Annotated in this window: 17 protein-coding genes; 4 read left to right on the forward strand and 13 right to left on the reverse strand. The window is 66.0% G+C overall.

Annotated elements, in window-relative coordinates:
- Window positions 1-137: 137 nt before the first annotated feature.
- From QP413_RS04685 to QP413_RS04740, 12 genes are all read right to left on the reverse strand, one after another.
- Window positions 138-1,865, reverse strand: coding sequence for an acyl-CoA synthetase (locus QP413_RS04685; protein WP_284780846.1), 1,728 nt, complete (start codon window positions 1,863-1,865; stop codon window positions 138-140).
- 124 nt (window positions 1,866-1,989) lie between these two features.
- The gene (locus tag QP413_RS04690; RefSeq protein ID WP_148791802.1) at window positions 1,990-3,591 is read right to left on the reverse strand and encodes an acyl-CoA carboxylase subunit beta; all 1,602 of its coding nucleotides are present in this window, start codon (window positions 3,589-3,591) and stop codon (window positions 1,990-1,992) included.
- Between the two features lie 7 nt (window positions 3,592-3,598).
- Window positions 3,599-8,602 (reverse strand): polyketide synthase Pks13, encoded by a 5,004-nt coding sequence (gene pks13, locus QP413_RS04695; protein ID WP_284780849.1) that lies wholly within the window; start codon window positions 8,600-8,602, stop codon window positions 3,599-3,601.
- Between the two features lie 78 nt (window positions 8,603-8,680).
- Window positions 8,681-10,558 (reverse strand): FadD32-like long-chain-fatty-acid--AMP ligase, encoded by a 1,878-nt coding sequence (locus QP413_RS04700; RefSeq protein WP_284780850.1) that lies wholly within the window; start codon window positions 10,556-10,558, stop codon window positions 8,681-8,683.
- 102 nt (window positions 10,559-10,660) lie between these two features.
- Window positions 10,661-11,611 (reverse strand): cutinase family protein, encoded by a 951-nt coding sequence (locus tag QP413_RS04705; protein WP_284780851.1) that lies wholly within the window; start codon window positions 11,609-11,611, stop codon window positions 10,661-10,663.
- A gap of 25 nt (window positions 11,612-11,636) precedes the next feature.
- Window positions 11,637-12,218: a hypothetical protein gene (locus tag QP413_RS04710; RefSeq protein ID WP_284780852.1), complete on the reverse strand. Its 582-nt coding sequence runs from the start codon at window positions 12,216-12,218 to the stop codon at window positions 11,637-11,639.
- Window positions 12,219-12,427: 209 nt separating this feature from the next.
- The gene (locus QP413_RS04715) at window positions 12,428-14,365 is read right to left on the reverse strand and encodes an alpha/beta hydrolase-fold protein (protein ID WP_284780854.1); all 1,938 of its coding nucleotides are present in this window, start codon (window positions 14,363-14,365) and stop codon (window positions 12,428-12,430) included.
- A 322-nt stretch (window positions 14,366-14,687) separates the two neighbouring features.
- Window positions 14,688-15,683 (reverse strand): alpha/beta hydrolase family protein, encoded by a 996-nt coding sequence (locus QP413_RS04720; RefSeq protein ID WP_284780855.1) that lies wholly within the window; start codon window positions 15,681-15,683, stop codon window positions 14,688-14,690.
- 129 nt (window positions 15,684-15,812) lie between these two features.
- Complete coding sequence (locus QP413_RS04725; protein WP_148811519.1) at window positions 15,813-16,865, reverse strand: decaprenyl-phosphate phosphoribosyltransferase; 1,053 nt, start codon at window positions 16,863-16,865, stop codon at window positions 15,813-15,815.
- Between the two features lie 45 nt (window positions 16,866-16,910).
- Entirely contained in the window at window positions 16,911-17,504 is a 594-nt protein-coding gene (locus QP413_RS04730) for a phosphatase PAP2 family protein (protein WP_148811518.1), read from the reverse strand.
- Complete coding sequence (locus QP413_RS04735) at window positions 17,504-19,588, reverse strand: glycosyltransferase (protein ID WP_284780857.1); 2,085 nt, start codon at window positions 19,586-19,588, stop codon at window positions 17,504-17,506. The genes QP413_RS04730 and QP413_RS04735 overlap by 1 nt, the downstream gene beginning before the upstream one ends.
- Before the next feature lie 219 nt (window positions 19,589-19,807).
- Window positions 19,808-20,671 (reverse strand): GDSL-type esterase/lipase family protein, encoded by an 864-nt coding sequence (locus QP413_RS04740; protein ID WP_284780859.1) that lies wholly within the window; start codon window positions 20,669-20,671, stop codon window positions 19,808-19,810.
- A 357-nt stretch (window positions 20,672-21,028) separates the two neighbouring features.
- On the opposite strand from QP413_RS04740, the gene QP413_RS04745 reads away from it, so the two are divergent.
- Genes QP413_RS04745 through QP413_RS04755 form a run of 3 tightly spaced genes read left to right on the forward strand, consistent with a single transcriptional unit; the run spans window position 21,029 to window position 23,430 of the window.
- The gene (locus tag QP413_RS04745; RefSeq protein WP_284780860.1) at window positions 21,029-22,177 is read left to right on the forward strand and encodes an FtsX-like permease family protein; all 1,149 of its coding nucleotides are present in this window, start codon (window positions 21,029-21,031) and stop codon (window positions 22,175-22,177) included.
- Window positions 22,174-22,848, forward strand: coding sequence for an ABC transporter ATP-binding protein (locus QP413_RS04750; protein ID WP_284780862.1), 675 nt, complete (start codon window positions 22,174-22,176; stop codon window positions 22,846-22,848). The genes QP413_RS04745 and QP413_RS04750 overlap by 4 nt, the downstream gene beginning before the upstream one ends.
- Before the next feature lie 21 nt (window positions 22,849-22,869).
- Window positions 22,870-23,430, forward strand: a complete 561-nt coding sequence (locus tag QP413_RS04755) for a TetR/AcrR family transcriptional regulator (protein WP_284780863.1) — start codon at window positions 22,870-22,872, stop codon at window positions 23,428-23,430.
- 81 nt (window positions 23,431-23,511) lie between these two features.
- On the opposite strand, the gene glf is transcribed toward QP413_RS04755, so the two are convergent.
- Window positions 23,512-24,717, reverse strand: a complete 1,206-nt coding sequence (gene glf / locus QP413_RS04760; protein ID WP_070761752.1) for a UDP-galactopyranose mutase — start codon at window positions 24,715-24,717, stop codon at window positions 23,512-23,514.
- A gap of 136 nt (window positions 24,718-24,853) precedes the next feature.
- Here glf and QP413_RS04765 point away from each other — a divergent pair, with 136 nt between their 5' ends.
- Window positions 24,854-25,966, forward strand: a complete 1,113-nt coding sequence (locus QP413_RS04765; RefSeq protein WP_168167019.1) for an AAA family ATPase — start codon at window positions 24,854-24,856, stop codon at window positions 25,964-25,966.
- Window positions 25,967-25,974: the final 8 nt, after the last annotated feature.

Consider the following 25,974-nt stretch of genomic DNA (forward strand, 5'->3'; position numbering starts at 1 on the left):
GGAACGCCCCCGCACGGGCGCGGATCACGCACGCTCCCTCCAGGCGTACACGCCTCACGCACGCTCCCTCACAGGCCCACGCCGACGCGCTCCCCCCAGGAAGCGCACCCCCAGCGCGCCTGGGCCGCTAGCGCGAATTAGGGCTCGCCGTGAATGCGGGAATCCGGAAGCTGGCGCGGCATGACCTTGCCGGTCGGGTTGTACGGCAGCTCGTCGACGAAGACGACATCCCGGGGCACGGAGTGCTCGGCGAGCTTCTCCAGAACCCAGTCCTGAACGGCCTTCTTCGTGAGGCGCCGGCCGGTCTCGTCGTCCTCCCGGACAATCCACACGGCCAAGCGAGCGAAGGTGTCTTCGTCCTCCACGCCCTTGACGAAGAGGTCGCGGATGCCCGGCATGGGCTCCAGCACCTCGGTGACGGACTTCGGGTAGACATTCTCGCCACCGACGATGATCATGTCGTCGTTGCGGCCCAGGACGTACAGGCGGCCGTCCTCGGTGAGATAACCCTTGTCGCCGATCTCCAGCAGGCCCTTTTCGATCACCATCTTGTCGCGGACGTTGGTGTACTGCTTCATCGTCATCGCGCCGCGGCAGAAGATGCGGCCGACCTGGCCCGGGGGCAGCTCGTTGCCGTCCTCGTCCAAAATCTTGATGCGCACGCCGGTGACGGCGCGGCCCGCGAGCTTCGGATCCTCTGCCAGCTCCTCCGGGGTGGTCATCACGCAGGAGGAAGCCTCGGTGGAGCCGTAGAAGTTCGCCAGCACCGGGCCGAACTTCGCCTGGACCGCGCGGATGAAGTCCGGGGTCATCGCATGGCCGGAGGAGATGATCATCTTCACGCGGGAGACGTCGTAGTCCCCCTCCTCGGCGACCCGCAGCTGCTCCTTGAGGAAGATCGGCGAGGTGATGATGCCCTCCACCTGGTAGTTCACCAGGTCCTCCATCGCCTGCTGAGGATCGAAGACGCGGCGCAGCACCACGGTCGCCCGGTGGGCGATGATGAGGTTGATATTCGCCCAGCCCCAGGAGTGGAACATGGAGGCGGACATCTGCACCAGCATCTTCGCGCGCCACGGCACGCGGGTGACCAGCGCGCGCAGCGGGGTTGGGATCAGCGGCTCCCGAATGGCCACGCCCTTCGGCGTCCCGGAAGTACCGGAGGACATGATGATGATGTGATCGCGCTTCGGGAACAGGGGCAGCTTCTCAGCTTCCGCGCTCGGGGCGGTATCAATGAGCTGCTGGAAGGTCGGCCAGGAGGCGTCCCGCACCTTCGGGTTGCCCAGGTCCTCGGCGTGCCCGATGATGATCTCGCAGTCGCCGAGGTCCTCCGGCAGGCGCTCGGCGAACTCCTCGTCGATGTACAGCAGGTCCAGGTCGTGCTCCACCATGGACTTAGCCAGCTGCTCCGGGGAGCTGCCGATATTCAGCAGGAAGATCTTGGTGCCAACGAAGCCCTTGGCGCCGATGGCATAGATGATCGCGCGGCTATTGCGGCACATCACGCCGACTCGGTCGCCCTTGCCCACTCCGCGGCTCTGCAGGGAGCGGGCCAGGGCCTGGACGTCGTCCAGCATCTCACGGTAGGTGCGCTGCCCCATGTCGTCGATGAAGGCCAGCTGATCCGGGGCGTGGAAAGCCGCGTAGCGCATCTGGCGGGCGGTGCTGAAGCCGTAGCGGGCGATGCCCTCCAGGAAGGCGAGCTGGCCACGCACGCCCCCTCCCTTGGCGACGATGTCGGAGCGCAGCACCGGGATCAGCCCGCGCCCCACGGCAGAGACCTCGGTGGCGAGGCCCTCTGCCGAGTACTTGAGGTTATTCGCGAGCTTCTTGATCTGGCTCAGCGGAGACTGCGTCGTCATATATTTCCCATCTAGTTGGCCAATTGTTTGGACCCAAAAATTACTATGGATACTACGCCGAAAACAACACGAGCGCGGCGGAACTCGAGGGATTCCGCCACGCTGTGTGCGCTCACCGATGCGGCTACATCGGCAAAATCGTGTGCTTCTTCTTCTCGCGCGGTGTGCGCTTGTGCGCCAGCTGGCGCAGCGCCTGGCGCAGCTGCACGCGGGTCTCCTCCGGGGAGATGATCGCGTCCACGTAGCCTCGCTCTGCGGACACATAGGGGCTGGTCATGTTGGCGTTGTAGAAGTCCATGAACATCTTCTTCGCCACCACCCGCTTCTCCGGGGGCATCGCGGCCAGTTCCTTGCCCTTCATCATGACGACGGCGGCCTCCGCTCCCATCACCGCGATCTGCGCGGTCGGCCACGCGAGGTTCACATCCGCCGTGAGGTTCTTCGAGCCCATGACGGCATAACCACCGCCGAAGGCCTTGCGCACCACCACGGTGACCTTCGGCACCGTCGCGTCGGCCAGGGCGAAGCCCAGGTGCGCGCCACGGTGGATCAGGCCGACCTTCTCCTGCTCCGCTCCCGGCAGATAGCCGGGGGTGTCCACCACGAAGACGAGCGGGATGTTGTAGGCATTGTTGATGCGGATGAAGCGGGAGGCCTTATCCGCCGCCTCAGCGTCCAGGCAGCCGGCCAGCACCATCGGCTGGTTTGCGATCACGCCGACCGTCTGCCCGTCGATACGCGCGTAGGCGGTGATGACGTTGGAACCGTAGTCACCCTGCACCTCAAGGACGTTTTCGTCGTCGAAGATGCGGGTCAACACGTCCATCATGTCGTAACCGGCGTTCGGGTCGTCCGGGATGATGGAGTTCAGTTCCTTATCCCGCTCCGTCAGGGAGTCGTTCGGCGCCCAGTACTGGGGCAGTTCGTCGAAGGCCGAGGAGGGCAGGAAGTCCAGCAGGTCCTTGACGTAGTTGAAGGCCTCATCCTCGTTGGCGGCGACGTAGCTGATGTTGCCGTTGCGGGCCTGCTGGCGCGCCCCACCGAGCTCCTCCATGGAGATCTTCTCGCCGGTCACGGACTCGATGACGGCCGGGCCAGTGACGAACATCTGGGTGCGACCGTCCACGGCGACAAGGAAGTCCGTCGTCACGGGGGCGTAGACCGCACCACCTGCGGACGGGCCCAGCAGGATGGAGATCTGCGGGCTCTGACCGGAGAGCGGAACCTGGCGGCGCGCAATCTCGGAGTACATGGCCAGGGAGGTCACGGCGTCCTGAATGCGGGCGCCGCCGGAGTCGTTGATGCCGACGACCGGGATGCCGACGCGAGTGGCCATGTCCATGACCTCAGTGACCTTCTTGCCGAAGGTCTCTCCCACGGAGCCGCCGAAGACGGACTTATCGTGGGCGTAGATCGCGACGGGGCGGCCGCCAATGCGACCATAGCCGGTGACCACACCGTCGCCGTAGGGGGCGGTCGGGTCGCCCGGGGCCTGGCCGAGGGCACCGATCTCGGTGAAGGAGCCCTCGTCGAGGAGGGCGTCGATGCGCTGGCGCGGGGTAGTCAGCCCGGCGGCGTCGCGCTTGGCCTTCGCCGACTCGGAGCCCGGGTCCTGCGCCAGCTCGAGCCGGCGTTGCAGGTCCTTCAGCTTCGCGGACACACTGCTATCCGCTGGAGCAGTATCCTCACCCTGCGGGTTGGCCTGGTCAGCAGAGTCTTCAGACACGTCGGGGCTACTCCTCATCCTGTGATTCTTCGTCCGTGGCCGGGGTGTCCTGGATCACCTCGGTGAGCGCGCGGCCCACCTTCGAGATCTCGGGCTCGTCGACGATGGCGAGGTGGTCACCCTGCAGCTGGATGACATCCAACTCGGTGACGATCTCGCCCCAGCCGCCGTCCGGCGCAATATCACGATAAGCCGGTTCCAGCTCGATTGCACCATCGTGCATCCGCTCGGCGCGGAAGAGGGTGACCGGTACCTCGACGGCCGCCCATGCGTGGAAGTCGAGGGACTCGAGGATGCGGTTGTCCACGAAGCTGGCACGTTGGTGTTCCAGCACGCCCGCGGGCAGCCCGAGGCTCGCGGCCTCCGGGGACTGCAGCATCTCCTGGAACATCGCGAGCATGACGTCCTCGCCCTGCAGTTCCAGCAGCTCGTGCGGGACTTCCATGTCGAAGCCGTAGGTCTTGTTAACGAAGGCGGCGTAGCGGTCCCAGCGGGCGTGCATCTCCTCCTTCGTATCCGGCGCCGGGTTGGCCGGCTGCACGGTATCCAGCAGGACGATGCGCTGCACCTTGGCGCTGGGCTCACCTGCGGCGGCGCGCTGGGCAAGCTGGAAAGCGACCTCGTAGGCCAGTGCACCGCCGAAGCTCCAGCCGCCGAGCACGACCGGGCGGCCGTCGGCCAGGGCGATGATCTCATCCAGGTAGGCCGCGCCGCGTTCCTTCAGGCTGCCCTCGAGGCGTTCGACGCCGTAGACGGGGACGCCTTCCGGCAGGCGGCGGGTCAGTGGCTGGTAGACCACCGAGGAGCCACCGGCAGGGTGGAAGAGGAACAGGCTTGGCTTTTCGGAACCAGCCGGGCGGGCGCGCAGCACACGGATATTGCCTTCGACGGCAGTCTCGAGGCTGGCGCGGACGGTATCCGCCAGGGCGGCGAGGTCCGTGGCCTCAGAAACCTGCTCGGCAGTGACCTCGGCACCGGAGCGTTCGCTCAGGCGCTCGGCGATCTGCTGGGCGGTCTCGGCGCTGATCTTCGGCAGCGGGCTGGTGACACCGGCTGCCGCCTTGCCGTTGATATTCGCCCAGGTGGCGAAGACGAGGCGCTCGGAGGCGTCGCGCGGGGCGACTCCCCCGGTGTTGACGGTGTAGTCGGTAGCGCCCTCGGCGTCGTCCGCTGCGTCACCTGCTGGCTGAGCGTCGGCCTCCTCGGACGCCTGCTCTGCGGCACCCGATTCACTGGTGCGGGAGGCGATCTCCGCCTCGACCATGGCGATGACGGTGTCCACGGAGCCGTCGCGGAGCTGCTGAACCTGCAGCGGCGGCAGGTCGAACTCGTACTCCACGCGGTTCTTGATGCGCATGCCCATCAGGGAGTCCAGGCCCAGGTCGATGAGCGGCAGCTCGCCCGGCAGGTCCTCAACGTCGTAGCCCATGGATTCCGAGACGATCTCCCGCAGCCGCTGGGCCACGCTCACCCCACTGTCCGGGGTCCAGCGGGCCTCGCCCTCCTGGACTTCCGGCAGGGCGTGCGCGGACTGTGTCACCGCGCCCAGCTTCTGCCCTGCGTCCTCGGTGGCGTTGGCAGCCGCAGCGGCTGGTGCAGCAGCTGTCGCGCCAGCGCCTGCGGCCCCATCCAGCATGCTGACGAAGGCCTCGCCGAGGACCTGGCCGGTGCCGGCGACGTCGAAAACCTGGAGGGACCAGCCGCCCAGGGTGCGGGTGGCGATGGTCGTGATCTCACCGGCTGCGGGCAGCACCCCGTGGGACTGTGCTGCGCTGACGGCGTGCCCCGGCGCGAGCTCGTCGGCCAGCGCCTCAGCCAGCACCTCCAGGGAGGCAACGCGATCCGCCTGGGTCGCGAAGGCCACCCGGCCGTCCGGCAGGTCCACGCGGCTGCCCGGCAACCCCTGCGCGCCACCACCGGATGGGTGCGCGTCGGTCCAGTGCGGTTGTTCCACCCAGTGCTGGCCCGGCAGCTGGAGTGCGAAATTGCGCGGGTACAGGCGACCAAAGTCCAGCTCGGCGCCCTCGGCGTAGAGCTCCGCCAGGAGGTTCAGCAGCGTCTCCGTGGCCGGTTCCTTGCGCTTGAGCGCGTAGAGGGTCTTGGCGTCGCCCGCGTCGTGGGCGAAGGCGTTGTTCATGATCGGCATGAGCGCGACCGGGTGGGCGGAGAGCTCCACGAAGGTGCGGTAGCCGTCCTTGAACTGCTGGCCGGTAGCGTCCGAGAACCAGACCGGGTGGCGGGTGCAATGGACGAAGTAATCCGCGTCGTGCACGGCCTCGCCCGGCTGGTAGACCTCACCGCGGTGGACGGTGGAGTACAGCGGCGTGTGGATCGGGCGGGCGGTGATGCCGCCGATCTCGTAGAGCAGCTCGGAGAGGATCGGGTCGAGCATCGAGGTGTGCCCCGCGCCCTTGACGTCCAGCATGCGGGCGAACTTGCCCTCACCGTCCAGGTACTCGACGAGCGCGGCGACGGCCGCTTGCGGGCCGCCGACGGTGGTCATGCCCGGCGCGGCGTAGACCGCGGGCTCCACCTTGGCGAACTCCGGGTGCTCGGCGCGGAAGGTCTCCAGCGCGTCCGGGCCCAGTTCGATGACGGCCATCGCCCCGGCCTGGTCGCCGGTGAGCTGACCCTCGCCCTCGCCCATGAGGCGGGAGCGGTGGCAGGCCACGGTCATGGCGTCCTCCAGGGACAGCCCGCCGGAGCCGTAGGCGGCACCGATCTCGCCCAGGGACTGGCCGACGATCGCGGCCGGGCGCAGCCCGAACTCCCGCAGCAGGTCGGTCAGCGCGATCTGGACGGCGGTGATGGCGACCTGGGCGGATTCCAGGTCGAAGTTCTGCTCGTCGTCGTTGATCTTCTCCACCAGCGACCAGCCGGATTCGCGCTGCACGATCTCGTCGATCGCGGCGAGACGCTCAGCGAAGAAGCTGGAGATTGCAGCGAGCTCCTTGCCCATCTTCCGGTGCTGGGAGCCGAAGCCGGAGTAGACCCAGACCGGGCCGGTGGCAGCCGGAGAGTCCGCGGTGAAGACGGATGAGCCCTTCTTGCCCTCGGCGAGGCGCTCCAGCCCCTCGATGGCTTCGGTGGTGTTGGTGGCTCGGATGATGCCGCGGGAGCGGCCGTGGTTGCGGCCAGCGAGTGCTCCGGCGACGTCCAGCAGGTCGGCGGACTCGTGCGAGGCCAACCAGTCGCGCAGGTCGCCTGCGGCCAGGCGGCGGCGGGAGGGCAGGAATCCGGAGACCGGCAGCAGAGCGGCTGGGGTCTCGCATGCCTCCCAATCGATCAGAGGGCGGGCCGGGTCCGTGCCCGCGGCGGCGTCCGAGCCGGCGTCTGCCTTGCCAGCGGCCCGCTCCTCGTTCAGTGCGGCGGCGTCCTGCAGCTCCTGCTCGGTCGGTGCTGCGATCACCACGTGCGCATTCGTGCCGCCGAAGCCGAAACCGGACACACCGGCCACCGGGCGGCCGGAGTACTCCGGCCATTCGCGCGGATCCTCAACCACCTCGAGGCGCTGGGCGTCGAAGTCGATGTGCGGGTTCGGGCCCACGTAGTTCAGGCTCGGTGGCAGCACGCCCTCGCGCATCGCCATCAGGACCTTCATCACGCCGGCCACGCCCGCCGCGGCCTCGGTGTGGCCGAAGTTCGTCTTGGCCGACCCCAGCAGGGTCGGGTGATCCGCATCGCGCCCCGCGCCCAGCACCTCGCCAAGCGCGCGGGCCTCGATCGGGTCGCCGAGGATGGTGCCGGTGCCGTGGGCCTCCACGTAGTCCACGGTCGTCGGGTCGATTCCCGCGTCCTCGTAGGCGGCGCGCAGCACTGCGGACTGTGCCTCCGGGTTCGGCGCGGTGATGCCGTTGGACCGGCCGTCCGAGTTCACCGCCGACCCCTTGATGACGCCGAGGATGTTATCCCCGGCTGCCACTGCATCGGAGAGGCGCTTGAGCACGATCACGCCGGCGCCGTCGGAGCGCACGATGCCGTCGGCGTCCTCAGAGAAGGCGTGGATCTTGCCGGTCGGGGACAGCACGCCCGTCTCGGAGAAGGCAACGGCAGCGAAGGGGTTGGCCAGCAGATTCACGCCACCGGCGATCGCAACCTCGGAGCTGCCGTCGCGCAGGGAACCAACCGCCTGGTGGATCGCCACCAGCGAGGAGGAACAGGCGGTGTCCATCGCAACCGACGGCCCCCGGAAGTCAAAAGCATAAGAAATGCGGTTGGCAACGATGGAGCTGGAGTTGCCGGTCAGGGCATAGGGGTGGGCGACCTTCGGGTCGGCGATGATGAGGTTCGCGTAGTCGTTGTTCGTGGTTCCCATGAACACGCCAACGTTGTCTCCTCGCAGCGAGTTCGCTGGGATCAGTGCGTCCTCAAGGGCCTCCCAGGTCAGCTTCAACAAGATGCGCTGCTGCGGGTCCATGTTCGCGGCCTCCAGCGGGGAGAGCCCGAAGAATTCCGCATCGAAGGACGCCAGGTCCGGCAGGTAACCGCCCGTGAGCTGCGCGTCCGCCATGCGACGAACCATCTCCGGGTTCTCTGCCCACTCGGACCAGCGGCCCTCCGGCAGCTCACCGATACCGTCCTGGTAGCTGATCAGCAGGTCCCAGAACTCGTCGGTGGTCGGGGCACCCGGGTAGCTGCCGGCCATGCCGACGACGGCAATGTCCCGCTCCCCCGGCGCCTGCTCGCCGCCCACGGCGCGCCTCTTTGCGGACGTTGCCGCCGGGGCGTTCGCCTGACCTTGGGAACTCAAGTAGTCGACGAGCGCCCCGATGGAGTTGTGCTCATAGGCCACGGTGGCGTCCACCGACAGGCCCGTCATGCGCTGCAACTCCCCCGAGAGGATCACCACGTCGCGGGATGAAAGCCCGAATTCCTCCAGTGGCTGATCGTCGCGGATCTCCGCCTCCGGGGTGTCGGTGGTCTCCGATACCCAGTTACGCAGCCACTGCCGGAGCTCTGCTTCGCTCCGGGGGTGGTCCTGCTGAGCGCGACCCACGTTATCTTCTGCCATGGTGACCGGGTGATTCCTCTCGTTGCAATGCGGCGCGTCCTAGTGAATCTTTCATCCTAACGGACGAGCCGCCTAACTCTAGTTGAACTGGCCCTGCGAGTAGGCCTTCGCCGCAACACGGCGGGCGATCTTGTTTGCGCTGGAGCGCGGGATGTTTCCGGCATCCACGATGCGGATATCCGCCGGCTTCAGGCCGTGGATCTTGGACACGGCCGCGCGGATGTCGTTGGCCGCAATGCCATCCTCCACGGGGGAGGCCTCCGGAGTGCGCTCCGCGAGGATGACCAGACCCTCGACGTCCTGTCCCAGGTCAGCACCCGGCACCGCGAAGGCCGCGATCGCGCCGTGGCTGACGTGGGACGTCGCCGCGGCGGCCGTCTCCTCGATGTCCTGCGGGTAGTGGTTGCGGCCCGCGACGATGACGAGGTCCTTCAGGCGGCCGGTGATGAAGACCTGATCGTCAACGATGACGCCGAGGTCGCCGGTGCGCATCCAGTTATCCTCCGGCGCGTTACCCGCCCGGGAGTTCTCCGGCAGGCGGTGGTCCGCGGGGAGGTGGTTGCGGAAGGTGTAGGTGGTCTCTTCCTCGCGGTTGAGGTAGCCGGCGGCGGTGTTCTCACCGTTAGTCCACAGCTCACCGACCTGGCCGTCCGCGAGCTCCTTGCCGGTCTCCGGGTCCACGATGCAGAGGCTCTGCCAGGGGCAGACCTGACCGACGGAGGTCAGCGGCATGGCTGCCTCATCACCCTCCGGCAGCGCCACCGCGGTACCGCCCGCGAGCTGCTCGCGGTCGAACCACTGGGTCCACGGCCGCTTTCCGGTCTGTGGGGTGGTAACCAGCAGGGAGGCCTCGGCCAGTCCGTAGGACGGACGCATCGTCTCACGGCGCAGCTGGTAGTTAGCGAAGAGGTCGAGAAAGCGCTCCACGGAGGCGTGGGTGACCGGCTCGGAGCCGTTGACCAGGCCGTCGACGCGGGAGAGATCCAGTCCCGCGAGCAGCTCCGCGTTCGCCTCGTCGGCGGGGTTGGCGTAGCGGGTCGCCAGCTCCAGGGCGAAGTTCGGGACGACGGTGTAGATGTTCTCCTCGTCGTCACGCTTGTGCAGTTGCTTGATCCAGCGCGCCGGGTTCTGCAGGAAGTCCCGCGGGCTCATGAGGTCGAACGGGATGCCCAAGATGGAGGCAAAAGCCGCGAGGATCAGGCCCATGTCGTGGTGCAGTGGCAGCCAGCTGACGATGCGCACCGGCGGCTGCAGCTTCACGGCGATGAAGATCTGCAGCACGTTGGTGACGATGGACTTGTGCGTCAGGACCACGCCCGCCGGGGTGCGGGTGGAGCCGGAGGTGTACTGCAGGAACGCCTCGTCGGAGCTCTTCGGCGCGAGCTCCGGGTGCTTGGCCAGCAGCTCGGCCGGGTTCTGCCACTGCTCAGCCAGGCTGTCCGGCAGGGCGTCGGCCACGAGCACGCGTGGGCGCTCTGGGGCCGGGCGGTCCGCGAAGAACTCGCGGACCGCAGTGGCGGAGCGCTTGTTGGTCATGACGGCCACCGGGGTGGAGGAATCCAGCACGGCGGTGAGGTGGTCAGCGTGGCCCGGCTCGGTCGGGTCGTAGAGCGGCACCGGCACCAGGCCCGCGTACATGATGCCAAGGAAGCTGTAGACGTACTCTGGCGAGTTATTGGCGAGGATGGCCACCCGGTCACCGCGCTTGGTGACCTGCTGCAGGCGCACGCACACGGCCTTGATTCGGGTGTTGATCTCCTCGCGGGTGTACTCGCGGAGCACGCCTTCTGCGGAGTCGTTGTAGTCCCAGTAGCGGTACAGGACCTTGTCGGCTTCTCCCTGTGCCTTCGCCCCGGCGAAGAGCATCTCGTTCATGCCGGAAAGCGTCAGTGCATCGGGCACGGCGATATTGCCGTTCTCATCGAAAAACTGCCCCATGGCTGCGTTGATATCCATCGGTGGACCACCTAGTCCCTTCCTAAAGCTCAGAAATTGCTGTTTTGTACCCTAAACTATTTAGGTGCTGAATGCACTACTTCAGGGTTCGTGTCTGAAGTTTTAGATGGGCTGTTGAACGAGGTCGCGCACCCAATTGGTGATCCACTCCGGCGCAGTCATCCCGTCAACGACGTCGCGGTTCGTGTCGTAGTGCGCGTGGATGCCGTTGGATCCCACCAGCTCCTTCGCCCGGGACACCGCGTTGCCGATCGTCGGCGGCGCGTCGCAGACAGTGTCGCCTGCAGCGCAGAAGTTCTTCACGCGGTCGTTGAGCTCGCCGAAGCCATCCGGGCGCCCGCCGCGCATCGTCGCCCCTGGCACGATGGGCTGCACGAGGGCGTTGACAGCATGGAGCGCAACCTCCGCGCCGATGCCGGTGTTCTTCTTATTTCCCACGAGCTCGCCGTGCTGCGGCTCCTGTCGACCATCCGCAATCAGCGCGACGCCGGCGATCAGGGACGGGTCCACCGGGCCGCGGTAATTACCGATATTCGACGCCAGGTCGCCGGCGATGACCGCACCCTGGCTGAACCCGACGAGGACGAACTTCGTGGCCGGGCACTTCTCGTGCGTCGCCTGAATCTCCCCGACAGCACGCCCCAGGCCCTGCTTGCGGGAGTCGTCGTAGCTCATCTCGTGCTGCGCGTTGAAGTTCCTAAACTGCGCGGTGTAGGGCACCGTGTGGATCTTCACGCGCTCCGGGTCAGTCTGCTCCTGCAGCGGTCGGGTGACGTGCAGCAGCAGGGATCGGGGGTTGGCCGTCGGATTCACCGGGTCGTCGTCCGCCTTGGATTCCCAGGTACCGGGCAGGGCGATGACTTCGTAGTCCACGCAGCCCGGCGGGTTCGGGCTCGCCTCGCGGCCCGGCTTCCCGGAGCCCTCGTGGGAGCCGGGGCCGCCGAAGCCACCCTTCCCATCGGTGCCCAGCCAGGAGCCGATCCCGGCGATGATGAGCACCAGGAGCACCACCAGGCCGATGATCGTCACGGTTTTGCCGATTGGCTTACGCATTATTCTTCTTTCCTCCCGGCCGCGCTTAGCGGCAGAGGTTTTCATCCGCGGCGGTGCGCAGATCCTTCATCATGGATTCGAACTTCTGGGTGAGGGCGTCGTCCCCCTTTGGTGGGTCGACGAGCCCCTGGGCGAGCATCTGGCCGGCCGCGACCCCGATCAGCGGGGTATCCGATTCGCGGCAGTGGTGGTAGCCGGCGGCGATGATCTGCGACTCGACAGCGTTGCGGTCCGCATCGTCCACCTTGTCGAAATGCACGCCGGACTTCTCCAGGGCCGCCAGGAAGTGCTCCTCCTCCTCGCTGCGGTCGTCTCCCTCGGGGACGTCCTCGACTTCCTCAACGGCGCCGTCCTGCGCGCCCTTGCCGGTTGCACCGTGGTCGCCGGAGGACGCGCCCTCGTCCTTGGAGTCGTCCTTGTTCTTGCCCTTATCGTCGCCCTTATCCGGCTTCGCGGATGCGGAGACGCTCGGCACGGCGGTGTTATCGGCCTGCTCCGAGTTGTCGACGGTGCTGCCCGTGCCGCATGCGCTGGCCGCGCCGAGGAGGGTCAGGCTCGCCAGGATGGCCAGCGGCCGCCGCATCGTTGGGAGGCTGGTCTTTCGCACAGTGCGCTTCCTTTCCATTGGCGCCGGAATTCGGCGGGTCAGCCATATTACGACCCCGCCGGGGGCTGGGGCTAGTAGCCAGGCGCGGTGAACGGATTGCTAGTTAAAACGATACCGGGCACCGGGGAGAGTACTGGCGTACGCGCCGCCCCTCCCGGTGCCCGGTCTGCCGGGGTTTTGCCTTCCCGGCCCCGCCCTATGGGCGAGTGTTACTTCTTGACGATCTTGCCGTTGACCTGCTGGATCTCGCCACCCTGGAACTTCACAACCTCGCCGCCAGCTGGGATCGCGGTCTGGTCAGCGATCGGCAGGCCGTACTTGCCCTGCTCGTACCCCTCCTTACCCCAGGCGTCGAAGATCGCGCCCTTGTAGATGATGTGAGCGCCAGTCTTCGGGGACCAGTAGATGAAGCCGCCGGTGAACTCGGAGAACTTACCCTTGCCGTTCGGCAGGTCCATCTCTCCGGTGACCGGGAAGCCCAGCTTGGACTCCGGCCCCTTGGCAGCCATGTACTTCTTGGCGATCTCGCCCTGGACGTACTGGGTCTTGCCGTCCTTGTCGCGGGTGATGACACCGTTCTGGAAGCGCTGCACCCAGCCGTCGCCGACCTTCTCGGCGTTCGCCACTGGGTAGCCGAGTGGGCCGTTCTCGTAGCCCTTCTCGCCCCAAGTGCGCATGATGTCCTTCTTCACCGCGTAGGCACCGGTCTCGTGGGTCCAGTAGATGTTGCCGTGCTCGAACTGGACGAAGCGGCCGCGGCCGTTGGAGATCGTGATCTCCTCGCTCTTCGGGTAGCCGAGCCAGGAGTGGGTTGCGCCCATCTCCACGTAGCGTGCACCGATGCGGCCCCATAGGAAGTGGGCGCCGGTGTCCGGGTGCCAGTAGGCGCGACCGGAGCGGTAGTCCTGGACCTTCCCGCCGCGGGCGGCGTCGTACTCACCGGAGACGCAGGCGCCGACCTGGGCGCCGATCTGCGGGGCAGCCTTCAGTGCATCGCCGATCGCACCGCCGGCAGCACACTGCGCGCCACGGTCATCCTTGGAGAGGGAGAGCGCGTCGGCGATCTGTGGCCATGCCTGGGTCATCTCGAACTGCCAGTACGGCCAGTTGTGAATGCCGGAGTTGCGGAAGTGGGCGGTGACATTCACGCCCTTCTTCTTGGCTTCCTTGAGGAAGGTCTGGGTGGTCAGGCGGGACATGACCTCCAGGCCGATGCCGGCCGGGCTGTTCTCCTCCGGGTTGCCCGGGGTGCCGTTACCGGCGGAGACGTACACGGACATGTCCTTCAGCAGGCCAACGCCCAGCTTCGGGTCGTGCTCGTACCAGTCCTTGGAGCCGAAGGGACCCCACATCTTCTGCGCGTCGTAGCCGCCGCCGTCCTGCGCGGCGTAGGCGATGCCCTGCGGCATGCCCGGGGAGGTGGTGTCCAGGTAGCCGGAGAAGGAGCCGACGAACTTCCACATCTTCGGGAAGCGCTGCGCGAGGTTCATCGCCGCGGTGCCACCCATGGACAGGCCGACGATCGCGCGGTCCTCGGTGCTGCGCCAGCCCTCGCGCAGGACAGCCGGGAGCTCGTTGACGAGGAAGCTCTCCCACTTGTAGTGCTTGCCCTTATCCGGCTGCTGCCAGTCGGTGTAGAAGGAGGACTCGCCGCCGACCGGAAGGACGACGTTGACGTTCTTATCCGCGTAGAAGTTCGCGATATTCGTGGAGAGGGTCCAACCGGACTCGTCCTCGCGGGCGCGTAGGCCGTCGAGCGCCCAGACGGTCGGGAACTTCTGGTCCGGCTTGGAGTACCAGTCGCGGGCCAGCAGGATCTGGACCTTGACCGGCTTGTCCGGCATGGCGGCGGAGTTGATGTAGACGTTCGCCCAGCGGTCGGTGATCCACTCGACCTTGTCGACGGACACGCCCGCCGGCAGGCCAGGGAGGTTCTGCTCCGTCACGCGCACCGGCTTGCGGTCCGGGACATTGTGGGGCTCAAGGTAGCCAGTGCCGGAGCCAGGGCCACTGGAGCCGGCCAGGCTGCCGGCATCCTGCGCGTTGGCAGCTGGCATCAGCGGCAGAGCGAGGGCCGCGGCCAGCGGCAGGGCAAGCGTCGCCTTCCCCATACGGGACGGGCGGGGGAGTTTCGCAGCAATGCGCATGTGTTTTTCTTCCTTGTGTCCTTGTAAACGTCAAAAAGGCCGAGATCCGGACTGGTAGCTCCCGGTCGAAGCGGGTTCCCCTCCCGCTTCGGCCTGGGTTTCTCGCCAGCCTCAGTAGCCACAAAGCCTCAAGCTTCACTTAAGGCTTAAGCTTACTGTTTCGTTAGGGCTTGTAAAGCACACTCGACGGCAACTCGCAGAAAAGTTTCTCGGGCACAAAGAAAGGGGCGCCTCCTCACTTTCGAGGAAGCGCCCCTCTTTTACAGAGCCTGGGCGGTCAGCCACCCGCGGGCCGACACAATCCCATCAGGCTCACACCGGACTAAGCGCCCAGTGCGCGCAGGATGTGCGGGCGAGCCTTGTGTAGCTCAGCACCCCAGTTGTTCCAGTTGTGAACACCAACGGGGCTGTAGCTGACGACCGGGTTGATTCCAGCGCCGCGCGCAGCGATCTCGAACTTGCGGGTCGAGGTGCGGGAGAAGAACTCCAGCATGACCGCGCTAACCCCGACCACAGGGTTGTTCACGAAGTTAATGTCCGGCGTCGGGCCACCAAGAGCAGCCGAGAGGTACATCGGCATCCCCTGCAGACGGCCGACATTCAGGGTCGGGTCATTACGGAAGCGAGCCGGGCTGGCCGGCGGGCCCCACATGTTCTCAACGCGAGCACCCGGGCCGGAAGAATCCTGCATCGAGTAGTTCATCGCGAAGTACATGCCCGGGAAGGTCGGGTTCAGGTAACCAGACATGGAGGTCACCTGCTTGAACTGGCTGCGGTGCCACGCGGCGAGGTTCATCGCGGCCATCGCGCCCATGGACAGGCCGACCACGGAGTTATTGGTGCGAGAGACGCCGAACTCGCGGGCCAGGTAGTTCGGCAGCTCGCGGGTCAGGAAGGTTTCCCAGCGCGGCGTACGCGGGCCATTAGTGCCGCCCCAGTGACCCTGCCAGTCGGTGTAGAACTGACCCTTGCCGCCGACCGGCATAGCCAGGGTGACATTATCGTTGACGAACTTGCGCGGAGCGTGTCCCAGCTCCACCCAGTCGCTGTAGTGCTCTGGGGCGCGCAGACCGTCCAGGAAGTAGACGCCGGCGCTGCCGCCACGGGAGGCAGCCTGGATCTGGACCTTGATCTTCTGGCCCATCGACGGCGAACTGACCCAGCAGTCCTGCACGTAGTACTTGTACGGGGACCAGGTGCAGCCCGGGCGCAGCACGCCACGGGTATCTGCGGACGCCTGCGGAGCAGCAACGGTTGCCATGCCGAGCGCAGTAGCAATGGCCACCAGCACCGCTGTGAGGCGCTTACCCATAACCATGGAGCTCATTTTAAGGTTCATGAAAAATCCCTCAACGACGAATAGTTAACGGCATGACGTTATCAAATCTTTATCTGACACGCCATGCCGTTCGCATGAAAACTTTTGTTTTGAAAACTCTCTTGGGTATTAGAGGGCCGGGACCACGTAGACCGCGATGCCGATCGTCACCAGCCAGGCCAGCGCCAACACCTGCAGGGCGCGGTCGTTGAGCGCGATTTCATCCGGCGCTCCGCCGTCGCCACGGTCCACATCGGCAGCGTAGCGCAGGATCGCCACCGTGAATGGAACCATCGAGATCTGGTACCACACCGCGGCTGCACCGCTGACCTGCTGGGAGAGATCGAAGCCCCAGAGCGCGTAGCTCAGCACCACGGCCGTTGCGGCCAGCGTCCATACGAAGCGCAGGTAGGTCGGGGTGTAGCTTTCCAGGGACTTGCGGATCTTCGCACCTGAACGCAGGGAGAGTTTCAGCTCCGCGTAGCGCTTACCGGCCGCCATGAACAGGGAACCGAAGGCCGCGACCAGCAGGAACCACTGGGACAGGATCACTCCAGCCGCCACGCCACCGGCCATCGCGCGCAGCATGAAGCCGGAGCTGACCAGCGCGATATCGATCACCGGCTGGTGCTTCCAGCCGAAGCAATAGCCCAACTGCAGGGCGATGTACACGGCCACAACGATGGCCAGCCCAGGCCCGGAGCTGGCCAGGAAGGACCCGCCCACCGCCAGGGCGATGAGCACCACCGACATGATGTAGGCCAGCGAGACCGGCAGCACACCAGCAGCGATCGGCCGGAAGCGCTTCGTCGGGTGCTGCCGGTCGGCGTCGACGTCGCGGGCGTCGTTGATGAGGTAGATGGAGGACGCGGCGAGGCAGAAGGCCACGAAGGCGATGAGGATGTCCAGCAGCACGCGGCCCTGGAAGATGACGTCCCCACCGGCCGCGACGGGCGCTGCGACGACCAGGACGTTCTTCACCCACTGCTTCGGGCGCAGCGCCTTGATCATCCCGTCGAGCAGGTTCTTCGGTGGCTGCAGCTTCTCCGCCTCCACCGAGGTGCTCGTCTTCGACGCGTCATATTCCGTGCCCTCGTAGCGGCGCGCCATCGCATCTGCCGACTCAATGCCGGAGGTGTGGGGCTCGCCGCCGAAGAAGGATTCTGGATCCCGATTGCTCACTGTTACGCGTCACTCCCTGTGGAAAACAAGTGTCTTTTCAACCCGCTAGGCATCGCGGCCGCTTAGCCGCCGCTTCAAGCGGGGGACGATCGTCTTCTGAACCGCCTTGCTGCTCGTCAACCCGATAAGCGTACCGACGATCACGTCGCTCGGGTAGTGCACGCCCAAGACTAGGCGGGAAAAGCCCATGGCGGGAACGCCCGCCAAAGGCACCTTCTTTCCGCTAAGGTCCGCCATGCTCACCAGTGCTGCGGTGGAGCTGGTGGCGTGCGAGGAGGGGAAGCTCAGCTTGGACGGGGTGCCCACGCCGATGCGGATCGCAGGGTCGTGCGGGCGGGGTCGGCGCACGATGCGCTTGATGATCACGCTCGCGGCGTGCGCAATGAAGGCAGAGACACCCACGCCCAGCCACTCAGCCCGGCGCGGCTTATCCACCACAGCCCCCGTGGCGGAGACCGCGAACCAGCCGAGAGCGTGCTCCCCAAAGTGGCTCATACCACGCGAGATGCGCTGCACCGAGGCCAGGCTGGAACCACTCCCCGGCTCGCCGATCGCGTTCTGGATCGCGACCAGCACGCGGGTCTCGCCGAGCGGGTCGCCTGCGACGCGGTCCGCCGCCTGGGAGTCCTGCGCGACCATTAGGCACGCTCCTTCTTCGGCGCCAGGTCGGAATCCCGCCCGGACTTAGCCAGCTCGGATTCCGGTTCGAAGATCTGAGCCCAGCCCTCGAGGCTCGTCAGGTACGGGTGGGCCTGGCGGTAGCGGGTGCGCAGCTCATCGAAGCGCTCCGCGACCTGCTTCTGCAGGCGCATGGACTCGCGTGCCAGCTCCAGCATCTTGGCGCGGTCGCGCTTGCGGTAGACCACTCCCCGACCATCGGCGGTGGTCACGGTCGCCCCGTCCACGCGGGAGAGGCTGAACCACCGGGCCTCGATCGGCGGCAGGCTGACCTGCGGCACCTCGTGGTGGCGCTCGTCCGCCGGCTTAGCGTTGTTGATCACAGCCTGAGTCAGCGTCTTGACCTTCGCCGGGATGCTCAGCGGGATGCGGGTGAGGTTGCGCGGCCCGCCGGATGGGTGAGGCAGCTCGGAAGCCGACGGAATCACCACGGCATCCGGGTAGCTCTTGCGCAGCGCGTTGATGCGCGGCAGGGAGGTGTCCAGGATGCTGAACAGCTGCTCCGGGCCTGCCAGGAAGTCCTTCATCGCCTCATTCTGGATGGCGACGGTGGAGTACTCCAGGCACAGCAGGTGCTTGGCGGTCGCCTTCGCCATCGAGGTAATGATGCCGCGCGGGCTGCCCTCGTGCTGGATGGCGGCGACGATGAGGCGGTTGCGCAGGTGGAAATAAGCCTGCCAATCGATGGCGTCGTCCTTATCGGACCAGGCCATGTGCCAGATCGCGATGCCCGGCCAGGAGGCGGTCGGGAAGCCGGCGTCCTTGGCGCGCAGGCCGAACTCGCCGTCGTCCCACTTGATGAACAGCGGTAGCGGCTGGCCGATCGTGTCCGCGACGACGCGCGGGATCATGCACATCCACCAACCGTTGTAGTCGACGTCGATGCGGCGGTGCAGGTCCCGGGAGTCGATCTCCTCGCCGGAGGCGTTCTTGCCATAGGAGCCGCGGTCGCGCAGCGGGTGCTTGTAGAAGTCGTGGTCGTAGTGGGTGTGGGGTGCTGCGGTCCACATGAAGGAGCCGCGGTCGATGACCTCACCCATGGTGTGCAGGTGGCTGCGCTCCTGCAGGTTCAGCATCTGGCCACCGATCAGCATCGGGGACCGCGCGTAGCGGGCGGCCGCCAGGGAGCGCAGGACGGAGTCCGGCTCGATCTGGATGTCGTCGTCCATGTAGAGGATGAACGGGCTGGTGGTGCCGCGCTCGGCGTGGCGGGCCTCGTACATGATGCGGGAGTAGCCGCCGGAGCCACCGAGGTTGCCCTGCTGCACGATGCGCAGCTTCTCACCGAAGTGCTCGCTGACGGCCGGGAAGCCGGGCTCGTCGGCCGGATGCTTATCGCCCTGATCGGGCATGATGACCGCGTCGATGACCTTGCCGACCTCCGGGTCGGAGGCCAGGGCCTCGAGGGCGGCGACGGCGTCGGCCGGACGGTTGAAGGTCGGGATGCCGACGGTGACGCGCGGCTCGGCGGCAGGCAGCTTGTCGCCCGGGTTCAGGTGGGTTTCGGCCGCGGTGTCGGCGTCGCGAACGACGGCCGGGGACTGCAGGACCTGGCCTTCGGCGGGCTTGGTGGCGTACCAGCCGGCGGAGTGGACGGTGGTCTCGGACTCGCAGGTCAGGTCGAACCAGATCCAGCCGCCGTCCTCGAAGGGGGCCAGGGAGACGGTGAACTCCGCGGTACCGTAACCCTTCTCGTCGACGTCGACGTCCGCGCCGGTGACGGCGATGCGGGAGCCGTCGATCTTGGAGCGGTAGATGTCCACGCGGGCCTCGCCGGTCAGCTCGATGCGCAGCTGAACCTCGTCCAGCTGGGACCAACGGCGCCAGTAGGAGGCGGGGAAGGCGTTGAAGTATGTCTCGAAGGAGATCTCCGCGCCGGCCGGGATGCGGCACTCGGTGCGGGACAGCGCGGTGACGCGGCCGGTGGTCGTGGACTCGTTCTCCACGATGTAGAGGCTGCGGACGTCGCGCGGCTCGCCCCGCTTCGGCAGGATGATGCGGGCGAGGCGAGTATCGTCAAAGTTTTTGCTGGAGTGTCCAGTCATATGAGTGGGTCAAACCTTCAGATCAGACAATAGTGATATGTAATCGACACTATTATCCCCCACGACCCGCCCCCGATGACAGTACGCCACGGCCCGCACCGGCTTTCTCGCTGTGGAGTTCCGGTGCGGGCCGTGGCGTGTGTGCGCGGGCTCGCGCGTTGTGTGAGCCGCTTGGGGCCGTGCCTTGCGGGCGAGCCCCAGCGAGCTATCGGTGATGCCTTAGATGTGGCGGGAGAGGATGCGCGCCACGCCCTCGTTACCAACCTGCGTGAGGTGGGTGGTCATGTTGTAGGGCGTCGAGGTGTTGTCGACCAGGCCGGAGACGTAGCGCTGGTTCGCTGGCGCGCAGGTGCCGTTGGCGCGGGTCGGGCCTTCCATGTCGATCCAGCCCACGCCGGTGGCCTTCGCGGCTTCACGCTGCCAGTGCTGGGCGGCGTCCTGGGCCATGCGCACCGGCGGGATGGTCAGCGCGACGCGCTGCAGGGCGTGGGTCTGGATCCAGCAGCCGGTGCCGTACTTATCGACGATGTGCGGGTAGCCCACGAAGGCGACCTTGGCGTTCGGGGCTGCGCGCTTGATGCGCTGGACCTGCGGGCGCACACCATCGACGAAATTGCGGGTCTGGATGTTGATGGGGCCCGGGGCCTTGATGTTGTCCAGGATGCCGATGTTCATGAAGACCGCGCGGGTGGAGCCGTTGAGCTTGCCCTGACCGATGGCCTGGTCCACCTGGCGCTTGAGGTTGTTATCCCCGTTGGATGGGGCGTAGGCGACCGCGCCGTTGCAGGCGTAGTCCTCGACCTTCACGCCGGTCTGGCGCTGCAGGCTCGCGGCGACGCGGACCTGGCCGCGCTTGCAGCGCCCCTCCGCCGGGGCGTTGCCGGTGACCTTACCCGGCCCCTGCCAGAACTCCGCCATCTGGGATGGGAAGGTGCCGGTGCCGTTGGACCACATGGAGTCGCCGAAGAGGACGACGTTGCGCGGCGCGGCGTCGGCGGCTGGGGCCGTTGCGGTGACTGCACTGCCGGCCATCACGACGGCGGCGAGCCCGGCGAGCATTTTCGACATCTTCTTCTTCAGCATCTACCCATCCCTTGGTTTTGCGTTGGAAACTCTATTGTTCTGCACGTCGCGCAGCTTCGTGCCACTTCGCGATTTTTCATTGTCGTACATCTGGCGCGCAGATCCAATTGCCAGCCAACTCCTAGCTGAGACACAGCAACGGCACGGCGGGTCACTGCCGTCACTTTGGCACCATCCTCGCCGACGCCCCCGTCCCTTCAAAATCGCCACTGACCTGCCCCTTTCCCCATCTTGGCAACGCCTTGTTTTCATGTTGGCAACACGGTGTTGCTAAGTTAGCTTCCAGCGGCTTTTCCGCTTAATTTCTTCGCGGTTTACCGCCGCGCACTAGTTCCCAAATACGCAGAAGGTTTTCCCATGTTCCTAGCCTGGCGCGAAATGCTGTTCGCTCGGACCCGATTCCTACTGATGGGCGTCGTCCTCGGGCTGATGTCCCTGCTCGTCGTCATCATCTCCGGCCTCACCGCCGGCCTCGTCAACGACGGCGTCTCCGGCCTCAAGGCCTTGGACGCGGACGTCATCGCCTTCGAACGCGGCACCCAAACGGACTCCGCGTTCACCCGCTCCATCGTCGACGTCGACGACGCCGAAAAGATGGCCGAGATCGACGGCGTCACCGACACCGCCCCACTCGGGCTGACCATCGCCAACGCCCACAACCAGGACGGCACCGCCGTGGACCTGACCCTCCTCGGCGTGCAGCCCGACTCCTTCATCGCCCCACCCGGCCTGCCCGCCATGAGCCCGGCCACCGACCGCGGTGACCAGACCAGCACCCCGCACGAGGTCATCCTCTCCGCCACCCTGGCGGAGGAGGGCATCGAGGTCGGGGACACGATCACCATCGACCGACTGGACACCCCGCTCAAGGTCACCGGCTTCGCCGACGGGCAGCGCACCTTCGGCCACGTGGACGTCGCCTACCTGCCGCTGGACGTGTGGCAAGAGATCCACGCGGGCGCTCGACACGGCGAGACAGTGAAACCGGAAGCCTACGAGGAGGCCTCCGTCGTCGTCGCGAAGACCGCGGACAAGGCAGACACCGCAGCGCTGTCGCAGGCCGCCGGACTGGACGTCCACACCCTGAAGGAGAGCTTCGACTCCTCCCCCGGCTACACGGCGGAGATGATGACGTTGACGATGATCAAGTGGTTCCTCTTCGTCATCGCGGCACTGGTCACCGGCGCGTTCTTCCTGGTCTGGACGATCCAGCGGGCGGGCAATATCGCCACGCTGCGCGCCATGGGTGCGACCAAGGGCTTCCTGCTGCGCGACAGCCTGGGCCAGGCCGTGAGCATCCTCGCGCTGTCCATCATTGCCGGCGCGCTGATCGCCGTCGGGCTGGGCAGCCTGCTGGAGCGCACCGCCATGCCTTATGCCACCGAGTTCGGCTCCGTCATCGGCGGCAGCCTGATCCTGTTTTTCGCGGGCCTGATCGGCGCGGTCGTCGCCGTCTACCGCGTCACCCGCACCAATCCGCTCGCAGCCCTAGGAGAGAACCGATGAGCCACGCACTGAACCTCAGCGATGTCACCATCCAGTACAGCGACGGTGATTCCCAGGTCACCGCACTCGACCACGTGAACCTCGCCGTGGCACCGGGCGAGTTCGTGGCCATCGTCGGGCCTTCCGGGTCCGGTAAGTCCACACTTCTCGCCGTGGCAGGTGCGCTGACCAGCCCGGATTCCGGCCGCGTGGAGGTCGCGGGCCAGGACATCACCGGCCTCGACGATGCAGGCCTGGCGAAGGTCCGCCGCGAAAATATCGGTTTCGTCTTCCAGTCCTCCGGCAGCCTGCCCTCCGCCCTGACCGCGGAGGAGCAGCTGGAGCTGGCCGCGCGCGTGATCGGCAAGCGGGGCCGGTACTCCAATGCCGAACTGCTGGAGAAGGTCGGCATGACCCGGCGCGCCCAGCATCGTCCGGGAAGCCTCTCCGGTGGTGAGCGCCAACGCGTGGGCATCGCCCGGGCGCTGGTCGGCAACCCGCAGGTGCTGCTGGTCGACGAGCCGACCGCTGCCCTGGACCGCAGCCGCTCCCAGGAGATCGTGGAGCTGCTCGCCCGCGAGTGCCACGAGTTCAACGTGGCCGGCGTGATGGTCACCCATGATCACGAGGTCCTTGGCCACTGCGACAAGGTCTACGAGATGGTGGACGGTCGCCTGACTGTGGCCGACTAGGTCCGACGTAGACTCGGGGGTATGCCGAAGATTACGGAGGAGACGGTCGCTGAGCACCGCGCAGTCCAGCACCGCGCGGTGCTCCAGGCCGCGGAAAGGCTGATCGTGGAGCACCGCGGCAAGGTGCCCACTCTCGCGGAGGTCGCCACAGCGGTCGGGCTGGCCCGGCCGAGCGTGTACCGCTACGTCTCCTCCCAGCACGATCTTCTGGTGCAGCTGCTCATTCTCTCTACTCAGGAGTGGAACGCGGAGCTGGAGGCCAAGATCGCGGATGCCCCACCGGAGCCGCACCAGCGGATTCGTGCTTATGTGGACGCCACGCTGGAGCTCTTCGCCCACGGTGCTCACGGCCCGCTGGTCGCTGCGGCGCAGAACTTCCCGGAGGCCTTCGCCGACGAGGAGGTGCAGCGCTCGCACGCCGGTTTCCAGACCATCGTCGCGGACTTCTGCCCTGGTGTGGCCCCGGTGGACATCGCCCTGCTGAATGCGGCGATCGGGCGGGCGGCCGAAATGGTCGACAAGCCCGAGGCCTTCGACCACACACGTCAGACGTTGTACGCGATGGCGGAGGCGCTGGTTTAGCACCGCGACATCATCTCGGCACACCCCTGGCCCCCTTTTGGGCTGTGGCGTACCACAGCCCGACCCCCCGAAATCCGTGGCTTAGTGCCCGCGCGGCTGGCTCAGCGGCGTGCCCGACTCGAAGAAGGGCTGCAGCTGGTTGTCGTACATGGACAGCGCGGAACCGATCGCCATGTGCATGTCCAGGTACTGGTAGGTGCCCAGGCGGCCGCCGAAAAGCACCTTGTTGTTCTCGGACTCCGCGGCCGCGAGCTTGCGGTAGGCCTCCAGCTTCTCGCGGTCCTCCGGGGTGTTGATCGGGTAGTACGGCTCGTCGTTGTCCTCCGCGAAGCGGGAGTACTCCTTGACGATGACCGTCTTGTCCTTCGGGTACTTGTCCTCGCGCTCAGGGTGGAAGTGACGGAACTCGTGGATGCGGGTGTACGGGACGTCCGCGTCGTTGTAGTTCATCACCGGGGTGCCCTGGAAGTCGCCGGTGTCCAGCACCTCCTGCTCGAAGTCGAGGGTGCGCCAGCCCAGGTGGCCTTCCGCGTAGTCGAAGTAGCGGTCCAGCGGGCCGGTGTAGACCACCGGTGCGTCCGGGGACTCGGCGCGCAGCTCGTCGCGGACCTCGAACCAGTCGGTGTTGAGGCGTACCTCGATGTTCTCGTGGTCTGCCATGTTCTCCAGCCACTTGGCGTAGCCCTCGACCGGCAGGCCCTCGTAGGTGTCGTTGAAGTAGCGGTTGTTGAAGGTGTAGCGCACCGGCAGGCGGGAAATGTTGGACGCCGGCAGTTCCTTCGGGTCGGTCTGCCACTGCTTGGCGGTGTAGTCGCGGACGAAGGCCTCGTAGAGCGGGCGCCCGATCAGCGCGATGCCCTTCTCCTCGAGGTTCTTGGCATCCCGTGGGTCCAGGCCGTCGGTCTGGTCCTTGATCAGCTGGCGGGCCTCGTCCGGGCTGTAGTACTTGCCGAAGAACTGGTTGATCAGGCCCAGGCCCATCGGGAACTGGTAGGCGGTGCCCTTGTGCATCGCGAAGACGCGGTGCTGGTAGTCGGTGAAGTCCGTGAACTGGTTGACGTAGTCCCACACCCGCTTGTTGGAGGTGTGGAAGAGGTGGGCGCCGTACTTGTGGACTTCGATGCCCGTGGTGGGCTCGGCCTCCGAGTAGGCGTTGCCACCCAGGTGGTCGCGGCGTTCGACGATCAGGACGCGCGCGTCGTGCTGCGAGGCGGCGCGCTCGGCGACGGTCAGGCCGAAGAAGCCGGAGCCGACAACAATGAGGTCATATTTCCCGTTTGTGCTCATGTGCCCCAGGGTACTGGGTGGGCCGGGAAAACTAGTTCAGCAAAACCCGTTATCAGCGCCATTTGATACTCTTTGATATATCGGCGATATATCAAGAGGTATCAAAATGCAGCCATCTCCCTACACGCCAGGTTCAGTGGCCAAAGAGACCTACGGTCGCGAGAAGCATATGAAAAACCTGCGACGGGAACTCGCTTTTCTTGCGCAGTTTCAGGAGCTTGTGGGGCGGGTGAGCGTTTTCGTTGGACCTCGTGGCGTCGGAAAAACCTCCTTACTCCGCGCCGCACAACGCGAGGCCGAAAATATCGGTATCAATACCATTTTCGTCACCGCAGGTGACGGCCCCTTCGTCCAAGAACTCATGCTCGCTCTCGAAGAGCTATCTGAAACGTGGCACACCGAGGCCAAGGACTATTTTCGAGGGCTGATAAAAAACCTTCGGATCACCCTGGGAGGCTTTTCGATCGAAGCGCCCCAAATCAATGACGGAACCTCAAGGAATTTAGGTCGCCAGCTCCAGGAGCTGCTCTCTAACGCCGGGGACAACTCTTCGAAGAAGGGTAAAGGGCTCCTAATCCTCATCGATGAAATTCAGGCAGCTGACCCCGAGGGAATGCGCGCTTTCGCCTATGCCTGGCAGCACATGCAAGCTGAAAACCCCGATCTGCCAGCAATGACCATCGCAGCAGGGCTGAGCCACGCCCAGGATGCCATCACCGATGCGGTGAGTTTCGCTGAGCGCTTCCGTTACGTCTATCTCAGCAATCTCGACGGCCCTGCGGCCCAAAATGCGCTGACGCAGCCTGCCAAGGCACAGCAGGTCACATGGTCAGAGACCGCACTTTCCCTCGCTCTATCTAGCGTCCAGGGCTACCCTTATTTCCTGCAAGTGATTGGCGATGAAACCTGGGCCGACGCCAACTATCCTTCCGCCGGATACCAGATCACCGAAGAAAACGTCTCGAATGGCCTTTTGGAATTCAATGAGATCAGGCAGAGTTTCTTCAGAGCCCGGTGGGCCAAAGCAACACCTAAGGAGCAAGAGGTACTTCGAGCCATGGCGCGTCTCGGTGGCGGCCGGGTCTCCCGATCGGATATCGCACACGAACTAGGTGTATCCACCCAAACCCTCAGTCAGCCACGGGCGAATCTCATCGACAAGGGGTTGGTGTCTTCTCCTGAACACGGCTTCCTCGAGTTCACCGCGCCCGGCTTCGCCGAGTACGTGCTGGCGGTCGACGGCGCATAGCCGAGCAA

It is taken from the genome of Corynebacterium sp. UMB4614 (genome assembly GCF_030217065.1).
Taxonomy (GTDB): domain Bacteria; phylum Actinomycetota; class Actinomycetes; order Mycobacteriales; family Mycobacteriaceae; genus Corynebacterium.